Genomic DNA, 14,903 nt, shown 5'->3' on the forward strand with positions numbered 1-14,903 from the left:
CCCCTCCATCCCCGCCGAGACCCCACCGCCCTTCACCGTGGACGGTGCCCGCGTCATCCCCGTCAACGACCTCGTCGACGTCGAGCAGGCCCCGTCCCAGTACGTGGTCGTGGGCTCGGGCAAGACCGCGACCGACGCGTGCGTCTGGCTGCTCGGCAACGGCGTCGACCCCGACGCGATCAGCTGGGTGCGTCCGCGGGAGCCGTGGATGCTCAACCGTGCCGTCGTCCAGCCCAACCAGGCGATCTTCCTCGGGATGGCCGCCGACATCATGGAGGTCGCCGCCGCGGCCGACTCCATCGACGAGCTCTTCCTCGGGCTGGAGGCGCGCGGGGTGCTGCTCCGCATCGACCCCACCGTCGTCCCGACGATGGCCAAGACGCCGACGCTCGCGCAGTGGGAGCTGGACCAGCTGCGCAGGATCGAGCACGTCGTGCGGCTCGGGCACGTCCACGCCGTCGAGCGCGGGCGGATGGTGCTCACCGACGGCACCGTCCCCATCGCCACCGACGCGCTCGTCGTCCACTGCGCGGCCTCCGGGCTGAAGTACCCGCCGCTCGTGCCGATCTGGACACCGCAGGCCATCACCCTGCAGCCGATCCGCACCGGCTTCCCCTGTTTCGGCGCCGCGCTCGCCGGCTTCGTCGAGGCCACCGTCGAGTCCGACGAGGAGAAGAACCGGCTCTGTCGGCCCACGCCCTACTCCGACACCCCGCTCGACTGGCTGGAGATGCAGGTCATCGGCGGGCGGTCGAGCGCCGCCTTCAGCAAGGACCCCGCGATCAAGGCGTGGGCCGAGCGCACCTCGCTCAACCCCACCCACGCCCCGGCCGACTTCACCGACGATGTCGCGCTCGCCGCGGTCCGGGACCGGCTGCGCACGTCCATGGCGCCGGGACGCGCCAGGATGGCCGAGCTCGCCGGGATGGCGTAGCCCGCCTCACCGCCCGGCGACGTCGACCACGGCCTGCCGCAGCACCCGCCGAGCCTGCGCCGCGGAGAGCTCGCCGGGCTGGGTCATGAGCTGCACCGACAGACCGTCCACCACCGCGTGCAGAACCCCCGCCCGTGCCTCCGCGGCCGGGTCGGCCAGCGGGGCCAGCCCCTCGGTGCCCGCCAGGATCTGCTCCGCGTCGGGGACGCTCGGGACGGCGGGGGAGCGCGACGGCGTGCCGGTGGCGGAGACGGACGGCGCGGCGGCGGGCGCCGCCTCGGGCTCGGCGAGGCGGCGCACCACGTGGCGGCAGTGGTGCCGGGTCCCCGTCCACCCGGCCTGCCGCCACCGCTCCAGCCCCTCCGGCACGGCCGGCGGGTCGACCAGCGCGCTCCACACCGACCACTCCGTGGCGCGTGTCGCGTCCAGCGGGAGCAGTCCTTCGAGCAGCGCGCACGCGGCGTCGACCACCTCGTCCCGCCCGGCCCCTTCCAGTGCCACGACGAGGGGCACCAACCGGGCCGCCGCCACCTGCGTGACCTCGGCGAGCACCGCCTCGATGAGCCTCTCCTGGCGGGGGAAGTAGTGGCGCAGCGAGCCGGGGGAGTGACCCGCCTCGTGGGCCACCCGCCGCACCGACGCCGCGGCGAACCCCTCGGTGGTGATGACGCGCAGCGCCGCCCCGACGAGCTCCGCGCGCCGCGCCTCGTGGTCGACGATCCGCGGCATACCCCCTCCTCCAGTCAGCCGACGACGGCATCCTAATACGCCTGTGTTATAAAAGGTCGCCGTGCATCCCTCCCACCTGCTTCGAACACGCGTCCTCCCCGCTCTCGGCACCGGCCTGACCGCCGCCGCCCTCGTCCTCGGCGCATTCGCCCCCGCCACTGCGGCGGCGGCCCCGACGCCAGTGCCCGCTGCCGTGGCGGTCCCGACCTCCGCCGCCCCTACCCTGCACCCCGCTCCCGCCGTCACACCCACGACGGCCGCCGCCGACGACGTCGCGGCCCTGCGCGCGGAGCTCGACGCCCTGGCCACGGAGCACGTGGGCGACACGACGCCGGGGCTCATGGTGGCCGTCGTCGGCCCGGACGGGCCGCTCGTCCTGGAGACGTGGGGCGAGGCGGACCCGACCACCGGCACCCCGCTCACGCCGGACTCCCGCACGCCCGTCGCCTCGGTCTCCAAGGTCGTCACCTCGCTGACCGCGCTCACCCTCCACCACGAGGGCCTGCTCGACCTCGACGCCGACATCCGCGACGACCTGCCCGTGCGCGACGAACGCGCCACCCGCACGCCGGTCACCGGGCGTCACCTGCTCACCCACCACGCGGGACTCGCGGAGTCGGTGCTCTTCCACCCCGACCCCGCCGACGTGGACCCGACCGACCTGCGCCGTGCCCTGGAGAAGCACACGCCGGTGCTGCGCGACCCCTCGGGGATCGGGCTGCACTACTCGCCGCTGCACGGCCACGCGCTGCTCGGGCTGGCCATCGAGGACGCCACCGGCGCGAGCTTCGACGAGGCCGTCGCCCAGTGGGTGCTCGACCCGGTCGGCGCCACGACGGCCGACTTCCACGGCCCGAGCGACGAACCGGGCGACGTCGCCCTCGCCACCCGCGACGGCGCGGGCTGGCGCAGCACCGACTGGCCCCCGGTGGCCGAGCGCCCGGCGGCCGGCCTCACCTGGTCCGCCCGCGACGCCGCCGCGTTGCTCCACACCCTCCTCGACCCCGACCAGGACGCGCTGCCCGCCGCCGTCGTCGACGAGGCGACCACCGTGGCCGTGCGCCCCGCGCACGGCGGGGGCGGGCACACCCAGGTCTTCTTCGAGTCCTGGCGATCCGAGGCACGGGTGCTCGAGCACGCCGGCGCGAACGGGCTGGCCTGGCTGGCCCTCGTCCCCGACGCGGAGATCGGGGTCTTCACGGCCGTCACCACCGAGGACGCGGCGGCCGCCGACCTCACCTCACAGGTCCTCGACACCGTCGCGGCCTGGACGGTGCGCACCGGCCTGGCCCCCGCGGACCCGCTGCCCGCCGGTGGCCGGACCGCCGTGACGCCCGACTGGGCGGCCGCCGGGCAGCCGGTCGCGCCGGTGGGGGCGTTCCACCAGCGCCTCTTCGGCGCCCGTGGTCCCGAGCTGGCGCTGCGCACCCTCCTCGGCCAGGTCGCGGTCAGCGCCGACGGCGACGACCTGCGCCTCGGCGACCGGACCCTGGCCCCGACGCAGACACCCGGCCGCTGGTGCGACGAGAACGGGTGCGTCGCCGGCGTCGAGGCGGAGGACGGCACGGTGCTCCTGCTCCTCGGCGACCGCGGCATGCTCGAGCAGACGCTCGTGCCCGCCCCGTGGTGGGCCGACCAGCGGCTCGTCGTCCCGGCCGTCGCGGGCACCGTCGTGCTCGCCGGTGTCGCCCTCGTCGGCGCGGTGCGGGCCGCGGTCCGCCGCCGGCGCGGGCGGACCGTGGCGACTGCGGTCTGCCGCCCGGCGGCGCTCGGCTGGTCCCTCGGCGCGGTTGCGCTCACCGTGGTCACCCCGCTGTACGTGCTGTCCCCGCTGCTCACCGGCTCCACCGACTGGCTGCCCGCCGACGGCGCCGCGGTGTGGGGGCTGCGGGTGACGACCGCCGCCGTCCTCGTGCTCGGCGCCTACTGGCTGGTCCGCGCGGTGGCCCGGTGGCGGCGGCTCACCACCACCACCCGCCGCGTGGCCGTGGTACCCGCCGCGCTGGTCGGGTTGGCGATGTCCGGGGTGCTCGTCACCTGGGCGCTGCCGATGTTCTGACGGCCCCCGGCGCCGCCGCGTCAGCGTCCGTGCCCCGGCCTGAGCACCCGGCGACGGTCAGGGCAGCCGCGCCTGCCTCATCAGGTGGGAGGCGTAGACGTTGGAGATGCGCACCCCGTCGAGCCACTCGGTGAGACGCGCGGCCTCCGCGTCGAGCGTCGCCCGGCCCTCGGCACCGATGTCGCGGTGCAGGACGACGTGGACCACGCCGTCGTCGTCCTGCACCCAGGCGCCGACGATGCGCCCGTCCCACCACGCGGTGTTGCCGGCGTTGCCGTTGGTGTCGAAGAGGTAGCGGACGTCGGCGGGGTCGAGGTAGAAGTCGCGGCCCTTCCAGCCCATGGTCGTCGGGTCCAGCGTGGGCAGCAGTGCCGCCCACGGGCCGGGCGGCTCCACCGGATCGAGGTCGTCGGGCAGCACCCAGCCGGTGCGGCCCCCATCGAGCCCCACCTCCACGGCGTCGACCGCGGCGAGGGCGGCGCGCACGGCTGTCTTGGTGGAGCCGAGCCACCACTGGATGTCCTCCAGCGTGCCCGGCCCGAAGGTGCGCAGCCAGCGGCGGACGATCTCGGCGTACCCCTCCTCGGGGCCGAGCGGCTCGGGCCGCTCCCCGAGCCACGCCTCCGTGAGCGTCCAGGTGGGCCGTCCCAGCCGCCAGTGCCCGGCGTTCCTGCCGCGCGTGATACGCCCCTCGGCGCCGAGCACGGTGAGCACCCGCGGGGCGATCTGGAACGTCCCTCCGTACCTCTTCTCCGGGCTGACGGTGAACGTGCCGGTCAGCTCGGGGACCTGCTCACGCAGCTCGCGCGCGGAGAGGGGACCGGACCCGGCCAGGTGCGCGAGGACGGCGCGGGTCGCCGCCTCCAGCCAGGCGGCGCCGTCCTCGGCGACGTCGTGCCTCTCCACGTCGCGGGTGATGAGGCGGCGCTGCTCCGCGGCGACCCGGGCGGCGGCGCTGCCCAGCGCGGCCGGCAGGAGGTCACGCGGGAAGACGAACAGGGTGCGCCGCATGGCGATCTGCTTGACCAGGCTGCGCTCCTCGTACAGCGCGTGCTCGACGTCATCGGCTGACACCCCCGCGGTCCGTGCCCGGACCGACAGGTGCACGGTCGGCGGTTCGGTGGCGTGCAGCACCGTCATGGCGCGGGTGGCCGCGAGCGGGTCCGCCAGGCGGTGGTCGGGGTGCAGGCCGTGGCGCACCGCGAGGCGGCTGCGGCGCTCGGCGTCGTCGATGTGCCGCATGCTCATGCGCCGGCGATGAACTCCTCGGCGCGGCTCTTGGGCCGCCCGATCACGGCACGGTCACCACGCACGAGCACGGGGCGCTGCATGAGCCGCGGGTGCTCGGCGAGCAGGGCGGCCACCTGCTCGGGGGTGGTGTAGTCCTCCGCGGCAAGGCCCAGCTGGGCGAAGTGCGCGTCCTTGCGCACGAGGTCGGCCGGCGGGTCCTCGAGCTTGGCAAGCAGGTCGAGCAGCTGCGTCCGGTCGAGGGGCTGCTTGAGGTACTGGACCACCTCGACCTGGGCCCCGGCGCGCTCGACGGCGTCGAGCGCATGGCGGGAGGTGGAGCAGCGCGGGTTGTGGAAGACGGTGAGCTCGGCCATGCGCCGAGAGTATCGGGCGGCGCACCCGGTGGGGTCGGTGCGACGATGGGGACGGAAGGCCGGCGCGGTCACGACGCCCGCCGCACCGGGAGCCGACCCGAAGGAGGGCGACGATGAACGGCGCGGCGGACTTCGACCGCGGGGCGGCGGTGACCCGGTCGATGCTCGGATGGGGTGTGGTGGCGGGGCCGTTCTACCTGGTCCTCGGTGTGGTCCTCGCGCTGACCCGGTCCGGCTTCGACCTGACGCGGGATGCCCTCAGTCTGCTCCTGCTCGGCGACCTCGGGTGGCTCCACGCCCTCAATCTCGTGCTGTCCGGGCTGATGAGCGTGGTCGCCGGGATGGGGCTCGCCCGCACACCGCGCACGCCGCGGGCGGTGGCCGTGCTCGTCGGCATCTTCGGCGCCTGCCTCGTGCTCAGTGCTGTCCTCCCGCCCGACCCGAGCGCGCACTACCCACCGGGTGAGGGCACCGGTGAGGCGACGGCGGCCGGTCTGGCCCACCTCGCCCTCGGTGCGGTCGGGTTCCTCAGCATGGCGACGGCGGCCGTGCTCGCGGGCGGTCGGCTCGCGCGCCGAGGCTCGCCCGCAGCGACGTGGTCGCGGGTCGCGGGGGTCGTCATCGCCCTGGCGTTCGCCGCGGGGGCGGCCCTCGCCACCCGACCCGCCGGTGTCTGGCTCATCTGGGTGGCCGTGCTCGTGACCTGGGCATGGCTCATGACGACCTCGGTGGCCGCCTATCGCGCCGTCCCGCACCCCGTCATCGCCCGCCGTGACGACGATGCGGACTCATGACGCGGTGGGCACCCGGCGCGGCAGCCCGGCCGCGACGAGCCCGGCCACGGCGAGCACCGCCGTCGCCGTGAGGACCGTGCCGCCCCACGCCCCGGCCTCCCACGCCTGCCCGAGCACCACACCACCGATCGAGGAGCCGAGGTAGTAGGCCAGGGTGTAGGTCCCCGAGCCGTCGGACGGCCGCGGGCTGAGGCGCGCCGAGCTCGCCGACGCGACGGCGTGGACCATGAAGAACCCGGCGGCGAGGACCGCCAGCCCCAGCCAGATGAGCACGAGGGAGTCCGGCACGGTGAGCAGCACCCCGGCCAGGCATGCCCCCAGCCCGACGAGCGTGGTCGTGCGCAGCCCGACGCGGCGCTCGAGCCGCCCGGCGAACGACGACGTCGCCGTCCCGGCGAGGTAGCTGAGGTAGAACATCGAGCCCAGTCCGGTGCCGAGGAGGAACGGCGGGGCGTGGGTCCGGTAGGCCAACACGTTGTAGACACCGACGAACATCGCCATGCCGAGCCCGCCCAACAGGTAGACGCGCAGCCGAGCACCGCGACCCCGCCCGTCCGCGGTGGGCGTCCGCTCGGCCGCGGTGCGTGGCGCCGACCGTGGAGGTGGTCCACCCCGCGGCAGGAGCAGCGCAGCCGCCGCGGTCAGGGCCGCACAGACCAGGGCCACGGTGAGCAGCGCCGTCCGCCACGTCGTGAGGTCGGCGACGACGCCGCCGAGCACGCGCCCGCCCATCCCGCCGACCGTCGTCCCGGCGATGTACAGCCCCGCCACACGCGTGACCCAGCCGGCCGCGACGTGCTCCGCCACCCACGCCAGCACCGCCGCCGGCACCGCGGCCAGCGCCGCACCCTGCACCCCGCGGGCGAGGAGGAGCAGCCCGAAGCCCGGCGCCAGGGCCGCCCCCACCCCTGCGACGACGGCGCAGCCCAGCCCCAGCACCATCGTCCGGCCCCGGCCCAGCCGCTCCGACAACCGGGCCAGCGGCAGCACGGCGACGGCGATCGCGAACGTCGCGACCGAGACGAGGAGGCTCGCCCGGGTCGCGTTGACGCCGAGGTCGGCAGAGACGAGGGGCAGCAGCGGCTGGACGACGTACACCATGGCGAAGGCCGCGATGCCGGTGGCGCCGAGGGCGAGCAGCGCCCGCCGGTACTGCCGGTCGGGTGGGCGCAGGCCGACGGGGGAGGGGGACTGGTCGGCGGCCACCCGGCCACTGTAGGCGGGCGGGCGCGGACGGCCACCGGCCGTCCGGGCTACGTCCCGTGCCGTCCCCGGGTGAGCCCGCAGCCGCACGAGTCGCGGTGCATGACCTGGGCCGGCACCCGCACCGCCCGGGGCGGGAGGTCCGGGTCGGCGATCCGCTCGAGCAGCAGCTCCACCGCCCGGCTGCCGATCTGCTCGGCGTCCTGCGCCGCCGTGGTGAGCCGCGGGGAGAAGACGTCGGCCCACTCGAAGTCGTCGAACCCGACGAGCGCGACGTCCTGCGGCACGTCGAGCCCCCGGTCGCGCAGCGCGCGCATGGTGCCGATGACCATGGCGTTCTGGGCGGCGACGACGGCGGTGGGCCGGTCCGGCGCGTCGAGCAGGGCGCCGACGGCGGTGTACGTCAGGTCGGCGTCCGAACCGCCGGAGACCACGAGCCGCGGGTCGACGGCGAGCCCGGCCCGCTCCAGCCCGAGCCGGTAGCCCGCCACCCGCTCGTCGGTCGTCGTCAGCCCCGCCATGCCGGAGACCATCGCGATGCGCCGGTGGCCGAGCTCGGCCAGGTGCTGGACCAGATGGGCCATCGGCTCGACGTTCTCCGTGCACACCGAGTCGAAGCGGGGGTCGGCCGCCCGGTCCACGAGCACCGTCGGCAGCGAGGTGCGCGCGAGTCGGTCGAGGAGCGGCCGGGCCCCGCTCGACGGCGCGAGGAGCAGGCCGTCGAGCCGGTGCCCGCGCAGTGCGGTGACCACCTTCTCCTCCACCTCCGGGTCCTCGTGGGTGTCGGCGAGGATGAGGGTGTAGCCGCCCGCCGACGCCGCCGCCTCCATCGCGTGCACGACGGTGCCGAAGTAGAGGTTGGTGAGCGCCGAGATCGCCACGCCGAGCTGCTGGGTGCTGGACCGCACGAGCGACCGGGCCTGGCGGTTGGGCACGTAGTCGAGGTCGGCGACGACCTCGAGCACGCGCCGGCGGGTGCGCTCGGCGACGTGGCGGGTGCCGTTGAGCACGTGCGACACGGTCGCCGTCGACACCCCGGCCCGGCGCGCGACGTCGGCGATGGTGACCACGCGACCCACTTCCCCCGGGACGGGCCCGGCCCGACGAAAACGCTTGCGCAAACGCTTGCGTGCGGAGCGTAGCGCTGGTTCACTCTGGGGACAACGCAGTGACGTGGGACACAGTCGATGCAAGGGGGCACGTCATGGGAACCATTCGACGCACGTCCGGCAGGGCCCACCGGCGACTCGCCGCCGCGGTGGTCGCGGTCGGGGCGCTGACGCTCGCGGCCTGCGGCTCCGACGGCGAGCCGGAGGGCGGGGACGGCGGCACGACCGACGCGGGCGGTGGCGGCGGGGACATCAGCATCGGTCTGGTCACCAAGACCGAGACCAACCCGTTCTTCGTCACCATGCGCGAGGTGGCCGCGGAGTACGCCGAGGAGCAGGGGGTGCAGCTCACCGCGCTCGCCGGCGCCTTCGACGGCGACAACGAGGGCCAGGTGCAGGCCATGGAGGACCTCATCGCCCAGGGCGTGGACGGCATCATGATCACGCCGAACAACTCCACCGGCCTCCTCGGCGCGATCGAGCAGGCCCGCGCCCAGGGCATCGTCGTCGTCGCCCTCGACACCGCGACCGACCCCGAGGACGCCGTCGACGCCACCTTCGCCACCGACAACCTCGAGGCCGGGCGGCTGCAGGGTGCCTACGTGCGCGCCGCCCTCGGCGACCAGGACCCGGCGCTCATCATGCTCGACGGCACCGCCGGCGGCACGGTCGACACCTTCCGCCACGACGGCTTCCTCGAAGGCTTCGGGATCGAGGAGGGTGACCCCGCCATCCTCGGGATGGAGAACACCCAGGGCGACCAGAACAACGCCCAGACCGCGATGGAAAACCTGCTCCAGCGCAACCCCGACGTCAACGCCGTCTACACCATCAACGAGCCGGCCGCCCGCGGCGCCTATGCCGCGCTCGAGGCGCAGAACCTCACCGACCAGGTGGTCATCGGGTCCATCGACGGCGGCTGCCAGGGCGTGCAGGACGTCGCCGACGGCAAGTACGCCGCCACCGTCATGCAGTTCCCCGCCGAGATGGTCCGGCAGGGCATGGACGCCATCATCACCGCGGCGAACGGGGGCGACATGCCCACCGGGTTCGTCGACACCGGCAGCGTCGTCATCACCGACAACCCGGTCGAGGGGATCGAGTCGGAGAGCACCGAGTGGGGCCTGGAGAACTGCTGGGGCTGAGCGCCGCCGGCCGGGGGAGGGCAGGAGAGCCATGGCACCCGACGTCGTGACCGGTGCGGCGGCGCCGGTGGAGGTCGTGCGACGCGAACGGCTCGGCCGCGCGCTGCGCAACCCGGTGATCGGGCCGCTCGGGGCCCTCGTCATCGCCGTCGTCGTCTTCACCGTGACGACCGACACGTTCGCCACCGTCGGCAACGCCTCGCTCATCCTCCAGCAGTCGATCGTCATCGGGACGCTCGCGCTGGGGCAGACGCTCATCATCCTCACCGCCGGGATCGACCTGGCCAACGGCGCGATCGCGGTGCTCGGCACCATCGTCATGGCCAAGCACGTGGTGGGCGGCGGCTCCCCGCTGACCGCGCTGCTCCTCGGCATCGGGATCACGCTCCTCCTCGGTGCGACGAGCGGCGTGCTCGTCACCCGGCTGGGGCTGCCACCGTTCATCGTCACCCTCGGCATGCTCACGGTGACCTACGCGCTGGCCCGGCTGTACGCCGAGTCGCGCAGCTACCCGGTGCAGGACCGGCTGCTGCGCTTCTGGGGGGAGGGCATGACGCTCGGCGGGGTGCGCATCACCTGGGGCAGCTTCATGCTCCTGGGCATCTTCGCGGTGTTCTGGTACGCGCTCACCCGCACCGCGTGGGGACGGCACGTCTACGCCGTCGGCAACGCCCCCGAGGCGGCCCGGCTCACCGGGATCAAGACCCGCCGGACCGTGCTGTCGGTCTACGTCGCCGCCGGCGTGCTGTACGGCCTGGCGGCGTGGCAGGCCCTCGGGCGCATCCCCAACGCCGACCCCAACGCCTACCAGACCGGCAACCTCGACTCCATCACCGCCGTCGTCATCGGCGGGACGAGCCTGTTCGGCGGGCGGGGCAGCGTCATCGGCACGCTCATCGGCACCCTCGTGGTCGGCGTGCTGCGCTCGGGCCTGACCCAGGCCGGGATCGACAACCTCTACCAGGACGTCGCCACCGGCGTGCTCGTCATCGTCGCCGTCTCCCTCGACCAGGTCTCCCGCCGGAGGGCAGCGCGATGAGCGACGACGTCCCCGTCCTCGAGGGCCGCGGGCTGTCGAAGTCCTTCGGCCACGTGCGGGCGATGGTCGAGGCCGACTTCGAGCTGCGGCAGGGGGAGGTGCTGGCCGTCGTCGGTGACAACGGCGCCGGCAAGTCCACCCTGATCAAGACGCTCTCCGGCGCGATCGTCCCCGACTCGGGCGAGATCCGGATGAACGGGGAGCGGGTGAGTTTCCGCTCCCCGCTGGAGGCCCGCGCCCGCGGCATCGAGACGGTCTACCAGGACCTCGCCGTCGCCCCCGCCCTGGACATCGCCACCAACCTCTTCCTCGGCCGGGAGATCCGCCGCTCCGGGATCGCCGGACGCCTCTTCCGGATGCTCGACGCCCGCGCGATGCGCACCGAGGCCCGCCGTCAGCTCGACGCCCTCGGGGTGCGCATCCCCGACGTCAGCCAGCCGGTGGAGACGCTCTCCGGCGGGCAGCGGCAGAGCGTCGCGGTGGCGCGGGCGGCCGCCTTCGGCACCCGGGTGGTCATCATGGACGAGCCGACCGCCGCGCTCGGGGTGCGCGAGTCGGGCATGGTGCTCGACCTCATCCGACGCATCCGCGACCGCGGCTTGCCCGTCGTGCTCATCTCGCACAACATGCCTCAGGTGTTCGAGATCGCCGACCGCATCCACATCCACCGCCTCGGCCGCCGCGCCGCCGTCGTCCGTCCCCGGGAGACGACGATGGGCGACGTCGTGGCGATCATGACCGGCGCCGCCACGGTCGAGGAGGGCAGGCGGGCGTGAGGGAGGAGAGCGGGCGGGCGGACCTCGGCGTGCCGCCGGAGCTCGTGGACCGGGCCCGCGCCCTCGTCGCGCGCGGCGGACGGCGCATCCTCGGCATCACCGGGGCTCCCGGCGCGGGGAAGTCGACCCTCGCGCACCAGCTCGTCGAGGCGTTGGGGGAGGATGCCCGGCTGGTCGGCATGGACGGCTTCCACCTCGCCGAGGCCGAGCTCCACCGGCTCGGCCGGCACGACCGCAAGGGCGCCCCCGACACCTTCGACGCGCTCGGCTACGTCGCGCTCCTGCGTCGGCTGCGGGCGGCCGACGAGCGGGTGGTCTACGCCCCGTTCTTCGACCGCTCGCTCGAGGAGCCGATCGGCTGCGCCGTCCCCGTGCCGCGGGAGGTGCCGCTCGTCGTCACCGAGGGCAACTACCTGCTCGTCGCGGACGGCGACTGGGCCGGGGTGCGGCCGCTGCTCGACGAGTGCTGGTACGTCGAGCAGGACGAGGAGCTGCGCATCGTCCGGCTCATCGCCCGGCACGAGCGCTACGGCCGCTCGCCCGAGGCCGCCCGGGAGCGCACCCTGGGCTCGGACCAGCGCAACGCCGAGGTCGTCGCCGCCACCCGCGCCCGCGCGGACCTCGTCGTCCACATCGGCTGAGCGGGGCACCGATCCGGCCGAGGGGTGTCTCCCGGGCGGGAGCAGGGTCCCGCGTTACGGTGTGCTGCGGAACACATCTGACCAGGGGGGCAGTCATGACTCAGCGACCCGCCGTGCCGGGTGACCACCTGCGCGGTTACGAGCCGGACCCGAGCCGCGGCGCGGAGGTGGAGGAGAAGTCACCGGGGGAGCGGGCCGAGCCACCTGCGCCGCGGACCTGGCGCAACCGCGTCATCGGGCTCGCCGCCGGGCTGCTCGGGGCGGTCCTCGTCTACGTCGTCATGCCGGGCGACGTCGCGCACTCGGCGAAGGTCACCGCCGCCACCGCCGTGCTCATGGGGCTGTGGTGGATGACCGAGGCCATCCCGATCCCCGCGACGGCCCTCGTCCCGCTCGTCGTCTTCCCGCTGCTCAGCGAGACGACGGCGGAGGACGGCTCGACCAGCCCGGTCACCGTCGACCAGGTCGGTGCCTCCTACGGGAACAACATCATCTTCCTCTTCATGGGCGGCTTCCTCCTCGCCCTCGCCATGCAGCGGTGGAACCTGCACCGACGCATCGCCCTCGTCACGGTGCGGGCGATGGGGACCAGCCCGGCGATGGTCGTGGCCGGGTTCATGGTGGCCACCGCGTTCGTCTCCATGTGGGTGTCCAACACGGCCACCGCCGTCATGATGCTGCCCATCGGGGTCTCGGTGCTCCTCCTCGTCGCCAAGCTGCGCGAGGAGGGGCCGCCTGCCGGCGCCGGCGCAGCCGAGGAGGTCGACGTGGAGTCGACGGAGGCCAAGGAGCAGGTCATCGAGTCGTCCTTCGGGACCGCGCTCATGCTCGGCATCGCCTACGCCGCCTCGATCGGGTCGCTGGCCACGATCATCGGCACCCCGCCCAACACGCTGCTCGTCGGTTACCTGTCGGCGAACCACGACATCAGCATCGGCTTCGGCCAGTGGATGGTCGTGGGGCTGCCGCTGGCCGTGGTGTTCCTGGCCATCTGCTGGTTCCTCCTCACCAAGGTGCTCTACAAGCCGGAGATCACGCAGATCCCCGGCGGCCGGGAGCTCATGAACGAGGAGCTGGCCAAGCTCGGGCCGATGTCGAGCGGGGAGAAGCGGGTGCTCGCGCTGTTCGTCCTCGCCGCGGTCTCCTGGGTGTCCATCCCGCTGATCTTCGACGAGCCGTTCATCTCCGACGCCGGTATCGCGATGACCGTGGGCCTGCTGCTCTTCCTCACCCCCTCCGGCTCGGCCCGCGGCGTGCGGCTGCTCGACTGGGACAGCGCGGTCAAGCTGCCCTGGGGCGTGCTCATCCTCTTCGGCGGCGGGCTCGCGCTGTCGGCCCAGTTCGGCTCCAGCGGGCTGACGGCCTGGATCGGCGAGGTCGCCGGCGGGCTCGGGGGAGTGCCGGTGCTGCTCGTCGTCGTCGTGCTCGTGGCGCTCGTCATCTTCCTCACCGAGCTGACGAGCAACACCGCGACGGCCGCGACGTTCCTGCCCGTGGTCGGCGGCATCGCCATGGGGATCGACATGCCGGTGCTGCTGGCCACCATCCCCGTCGCGATCGCCGCCACGTGCGCCTTCATGCTGCCGGTGGCGACCCCGCCGAACGCCATCGCCTACGGCTCGGGCTACGTGACGATCCCGCAGATGATCAAGGCGGGCTGGTGGCTCAACCTCATCGGCGTCGTCCTCATCACCATCACGACGATGACGCTGGCGGTGTGGGTCTTCCAGATCGTCTACTGACGCGGTCAGCCGGCGAAGGTGCCCGGCGGTCGCTCCTCGAAGTCGAGCAGGCCAACCCAGGTGGGACGCAGCGCGATCCGCGCCATCCGGGTGACCGGCTGGTCGATCGACGCGAGGTACCCGGCCGCCGCCTCCTCACCGAGGTACCGGCGGGCCGCCGCGGCGTACTCCGGCACGACACCGGTCACCTCCTCGACGTCGACCCTCCCGCGCAGGAGCAGCACCTCGGGCGGGAAACCGTCGGTGTCGATGGTGACGGCCACGTCCGGGTGGCGGCGCAGCGTCGGCACCCGGCGCGCCGGGCGGGCGATGTGGGGTGCGGCGAGGAAGGTCGCCATGACGAGCGTGTCGCCCGTCCAGTGGAACCAGGTGGGGATGACGCGCGGGGTGCCGTCGCGGGACGTGTAGGCGATCCGTGCGGGGGTGCGGGCGCGGAGGAGACGCTGTGCGAGCTCGGTGTCGAGCAGGCGAAGGTCACCCTGCGGGAGGCGGGAGAGGTCGTCCCTCGGCTCGGTCATCGGTACCTCCTCGGCAGTCGGGGTCCGGCGTCGGTGTCTCGGATGTAGGTGCTGACCGGCCCGGCGTCCCGGACTCATCGGGCCGGTGGGGGAGACTGTCGGTGCAGACACAGGTGCCCGGGTGCTCGGTCCAGCCCCCGGGCCACGACGACGATGGAGGGTTCCCCGTGCTCTTCGCCTTCTCGGTGGCACCGACCGTCTCCGACTCCGCCGACGGGTCGGTCTCCGCAGCGGTGGCCGACGCCGTGCGGGTGGTCCGCGAGTCGGGCCTGCCCAACGAGACGACCTCGATGTTCACCACGATCGAGGGGGAGTGGGACGAGGTCATGCCGGTGATCAAGCGGGCGTGCGAGGCCGTGGCCGAGCACAGCCCGCGGGTCAGCCTCGTCCTCAAGGCCGACCTGCGTCCCGGGTACGAGAACCAGCTCAGCGCGAAGGTCGAGCGCGTTGAGCAGCACCTGCGCCCCGAGTAAGGACGCCCGAGGACGGCACCGAACCGCCCGCGTCCGACCCCTCGCCCCCTTTGTCGCCGAGAGTTGACTTGTCACCGGGGGCTGAGTTCTCGCGGAGAGCTATTTGTCACCGACAGCTGAGTTCTCACCGACGGCTC

15 protein-coding genes are annotated in these 14,903 nt (G+C 74.0%); 9 read left to right on the forward strand and 6 right to left on the reverse strand.

Annotation, left to right across the window (positions count from 1 at the left end; translation table 11 throughout):
• On the forward strand, positions 1-934 hold a 934-nt coding region (locus Q0195_RS00450), incomplete at its 5' end, for a pyridine nucleotide-disulfide oxidoreductase (protein ID WP_299273084.1).
• A 6-nt stretch (positions 935-940) separates the two neighbouring features.
• On the opposite strand, the gene Q0195_RS00455 is transcribed toward Q0195_RS00450, so the two are convergent.
• Complete coding sequence (locus Q0195_RS00455; RefSeq protein ID WP_299273085.1) at positions 941-1,663, reverse strand: TetR/AcrR family transcriptional regulator; 723 nt, start codon at positions 1,661-1,663, stop codon at positions 941-943.
• A 193-nt stretch (positions 1,664-1,856) separates the two neighbouring features.
• Between Q0195_RS00455 and Q0195_RS00460 the strand changes: the two genes are divergently transcribed.
• Positions 1,857-3,722: a serine hydrolase domain-containing protein gene (locus Q0195_RS00460; RefSeq protein ID WP_299273087.1), complete on the forward strand. Its 1,866-nt coding sequence runs from the start codon at positions 1,857-1,859 to the stop codon at positions 3,720-3,722.
• Positions 3,723-3,779: 57 nt separating this feature from the next.
• On the opposite strand, the gene Q0195_RS00465 is transcribed toward Q0195_RS00460, so the two are convergent.
• Both Q0195_RS00465 and Q0195_RS00470 read right to left on the reverse strand, forming a co-directional pair.
• Positions 3,780-4,970, reverse strand: coding sequence for a winged helix DNA-binding domain-containing protein (locus tag Q0195_RS00465; RefSeq protein WP_299273089.1), 1,191 nt, complete (start codon positions 4,968-4,970; stop codon positions 3,780-3,782).
• Complete coding sequence (locus tag Q0195_RS00470; RefSeq protein WP_299273091.1) at positions 4,967-5,326, reverse strand: ArsC/Spx/MgsR family protein; 360 nt, start codon at positions 5,324-5,326, stop codon at positions 4,967-4,969. The genes Q0195_RS00465 and Q0195_RS00470 overlap by 4 nt, the downstream gene beginning before the upstream one ends.
• 113 nt (positions 5,327-5,439) lie before the next feature.
• On the opposite strand from Q0195_RS00470, the gene Q0195_RS00475 reads away from it, so the two are divergent.
• Complete coding sequence (locus Q0195_RS00475) at positions 5,440-6,120, forward strand: DUF998 domain-containing protein (protein WP_299273093.1); 681 nt, start codon at positions 5,440-5,442, stop codon at positions 6,118-6,120.
• On the opposite strand, the gene Q0195_RS00480 is transcribed toward Q0195_RS00475, so the two are convergent.
• Together Q0195_RS00480 and Q0195_RS00485 are read right to left on the reverse strand one after the other, a co-directional pair.
• Entirely contained in the window at positions 6,115-7,326 is a 1,212-nt protein-coding gene (locus Q0195_RS00480; RefSeq protein ID WP_299273095.1) for an MFS transporter, read from the reverse strand. The two genes, Q0195_RS00475 and Q0195_RS00480, sit on opposite strands and share 6 nt — an antisense overlap.
• 47 nt (positions 7,327-7,373) lie before the next feature.
• Positions 7,374-8,393, reverse strand: coding sequence for a LacI family DNA-binding transcriptional regulator (locus Q0195_RS00485; protein ID WP_299273098.1), 1,020 nt, complete (start codon positions 8,391-8,393; stop codon positions 7,374-7,376).
• Positions 8,394-8,527: 134 nt separating this feature from the next.
• On the opposite strand from Q0195_RS00485, the gene Q0195_RS00490 reads away from it, so the two are divergent.
• From Q0195_RS00490 to Q0195_RS00510, 5 genes are all read left to right on the forward strand, one after another.
• On the forward strand, positions 8,528-9,577 hold the full coding sequence (locus Q0195_RS00490; RefSeq protein ID WP_299273101.1) for a substrate-binding domain-containing protein: 1,050 nt from the start codon (positions 8,528-8,530) through the stop codon (positions 9,575-9,577).
• 31 nt (positions 9,578-9,608) lie between these two features.
• The gene (locus Q0195_RS00495) at positions 9,609-10,616 is read left to right on the forward strand and encodes an ABC transporter permease (RefSeq protein WP_299273103.1); all 1,008 of its coding nucleotides are present in this window, start codon (positions 9,609-9,611) and stop codon (positions 10,614-10,616) included.
• The gene (locus Q0195_RS00500) at positions 10,613-11,392 is read left to right on the forward strand and encodes an ATP-binding cassette domain-containing protein (protein ID WP_299273105.1); all 780 of its coding nucleotides are present in this window, start codon (positions 10,613-10,615) and stop codon (positions 11,390-11,392) included. The genes Q0195_RS00495 and Q0195_RS00500 overlap by 4 nt, the downstream gene beginning before the upstream one ends.
• On the forward strand, positions 11,389-12,033 hold the full coding sequence (locus Q0195_RS00505) for a nucleoside/nucleotide kinase family protein (protein WP_299273107.1): 645 nt from the start codon (positions 11,389-11,391) through the stop codon (positions 12,031-12,033). The genes Q0195_RS00500 and Q0195_RS00505 overlap by 4 nt, the downstream gene beginning before the upstream one ends.
• Positions 12,034-12,128: 95 nt before the next feature.
• On the forward strand, positions 12,129-13,775 hold the full coding sequence (locus Q0195_RS00510; protein ID WP_299273110.1) for a DASS family sodium-coupled anion symporter: 1,647 nt from the start codon (positions 12,129-12,131) through the stop codon (positions 13,773-13,775).
• A gap of 5 nt (positions 13,776-13,780) precedes the next feature.
• Here Q0195_RS00510 and Q0195_RS00515 read toward each other — a convergent pair whose 3' ends face one another.
• Positions 13,781-14,293: a pyridoxamine 5'-phosphate oxidase gene (locus Q0195_RS00515; protein ID WP_299273113.1), complete on the reverse strand. Its 513-nt coding sequence runs from the start codon at positions 14,291-14,293 to the stop codon at positions 13,781-13,783.
• 167 nt (positions 14,294-14,460) lie between these two features.
• Here Q0195_RS00515 and Q0195_RS00520 point away from each other — a divergent pair, with 167 nt between their 5' ends.
• Positions 14,461-14,766 (forward strand): MTH1187 family thiamine-binding protein, encoded by a 306-nt coding sequence (locus Q0195_RS00520; protein WP_299273116.1) that lies wholly within the window; start codon positions 14,461-14,463, stop codon positions 14,764-14,766.
• Positions 14,767-14,903: the final 137 nt, after the last annotated feature.

Origin of the sequence: uncultured Georgenia sp., assembly GCF_937958535.1 — a bacterium.
Classification (GTDB): Bacteria; Actinomycetota; Actinomycetes; order Actinomycetales; family Actinomycetaceae; genus Oceanitalea.

What these genes read in the sequence shown, in the direction of transcription:
- Q0195_RS00490 (WP_299273101.1), top strand. Translation starts at nt 8,528, where the DNA reads ATGGGAACCATTCGACGCACGTCCGGCAGGGCCCACCGGCGACTCGCC.
- Q0195_RS00465 (WP_299273089.1), bottom strand. Translation starts at nt 4,970, where the DNA reads ATGAGCATGCGGCACATCGACGACGCCGAGCGCCGCAGCCGCCTCGCG.
- Q0195_RS00495 (WP_299273103.1), top strand. Translation starts at nt 9,609, where the DNA reads ATGGCACCCGACGTCGTGACCGGTGCGGCGGCGCCGGTGGAGGTCGTG.
- Q0195_RS00455 (WP_299273085.1), bottom strand. Translation starts at nt 1,663, where the DNA reads ATGCCGCGGATCGTCGACCACGAGGCGCGGCGCGCGGAGCTCGTCGGG.
- Q0195_RS00475 (WP_299273093.1), top strand. Translation starts at nt 5,440, where the DNA reads ATGAACGGCGCGGCGGACTTCGACCGCGGGGCGGCGGTGACCCGGTCG.
- Q0195_RS00470 (WP_299273091.1), bottom strand. Translation starts at nt 5,326, where the DNA reads ATGGCCGAGCTCACCGTCTTCCACAACCCGCGCTGCTCCACCTCCCGC.
- Q0195_RS00500 (WP_299273105.1), top strand. Translation starts at nt 10,613, where the DNA reads ATGAGCGACGACGTCCCCGTCCTCGAGGGCCGCGGGCTGTCGAAGTCC.
- Q0195_RS00515 (WP_299273113.1), bottom strand. Translation starts at nt 14,293, where the DNA reads ATGACCGAGCCGAGGGACGACCTCTCCCGCCTCCCGCAGGGTGACCTT.
- Q0195_RS00510 (WP_299273110.1), top strand. Translation starts at nt 12,129, where the DNA reads ATGACTCAGCGACCCGCCGTGCCGGGTGACCACCTGCGCGGTTACGAG.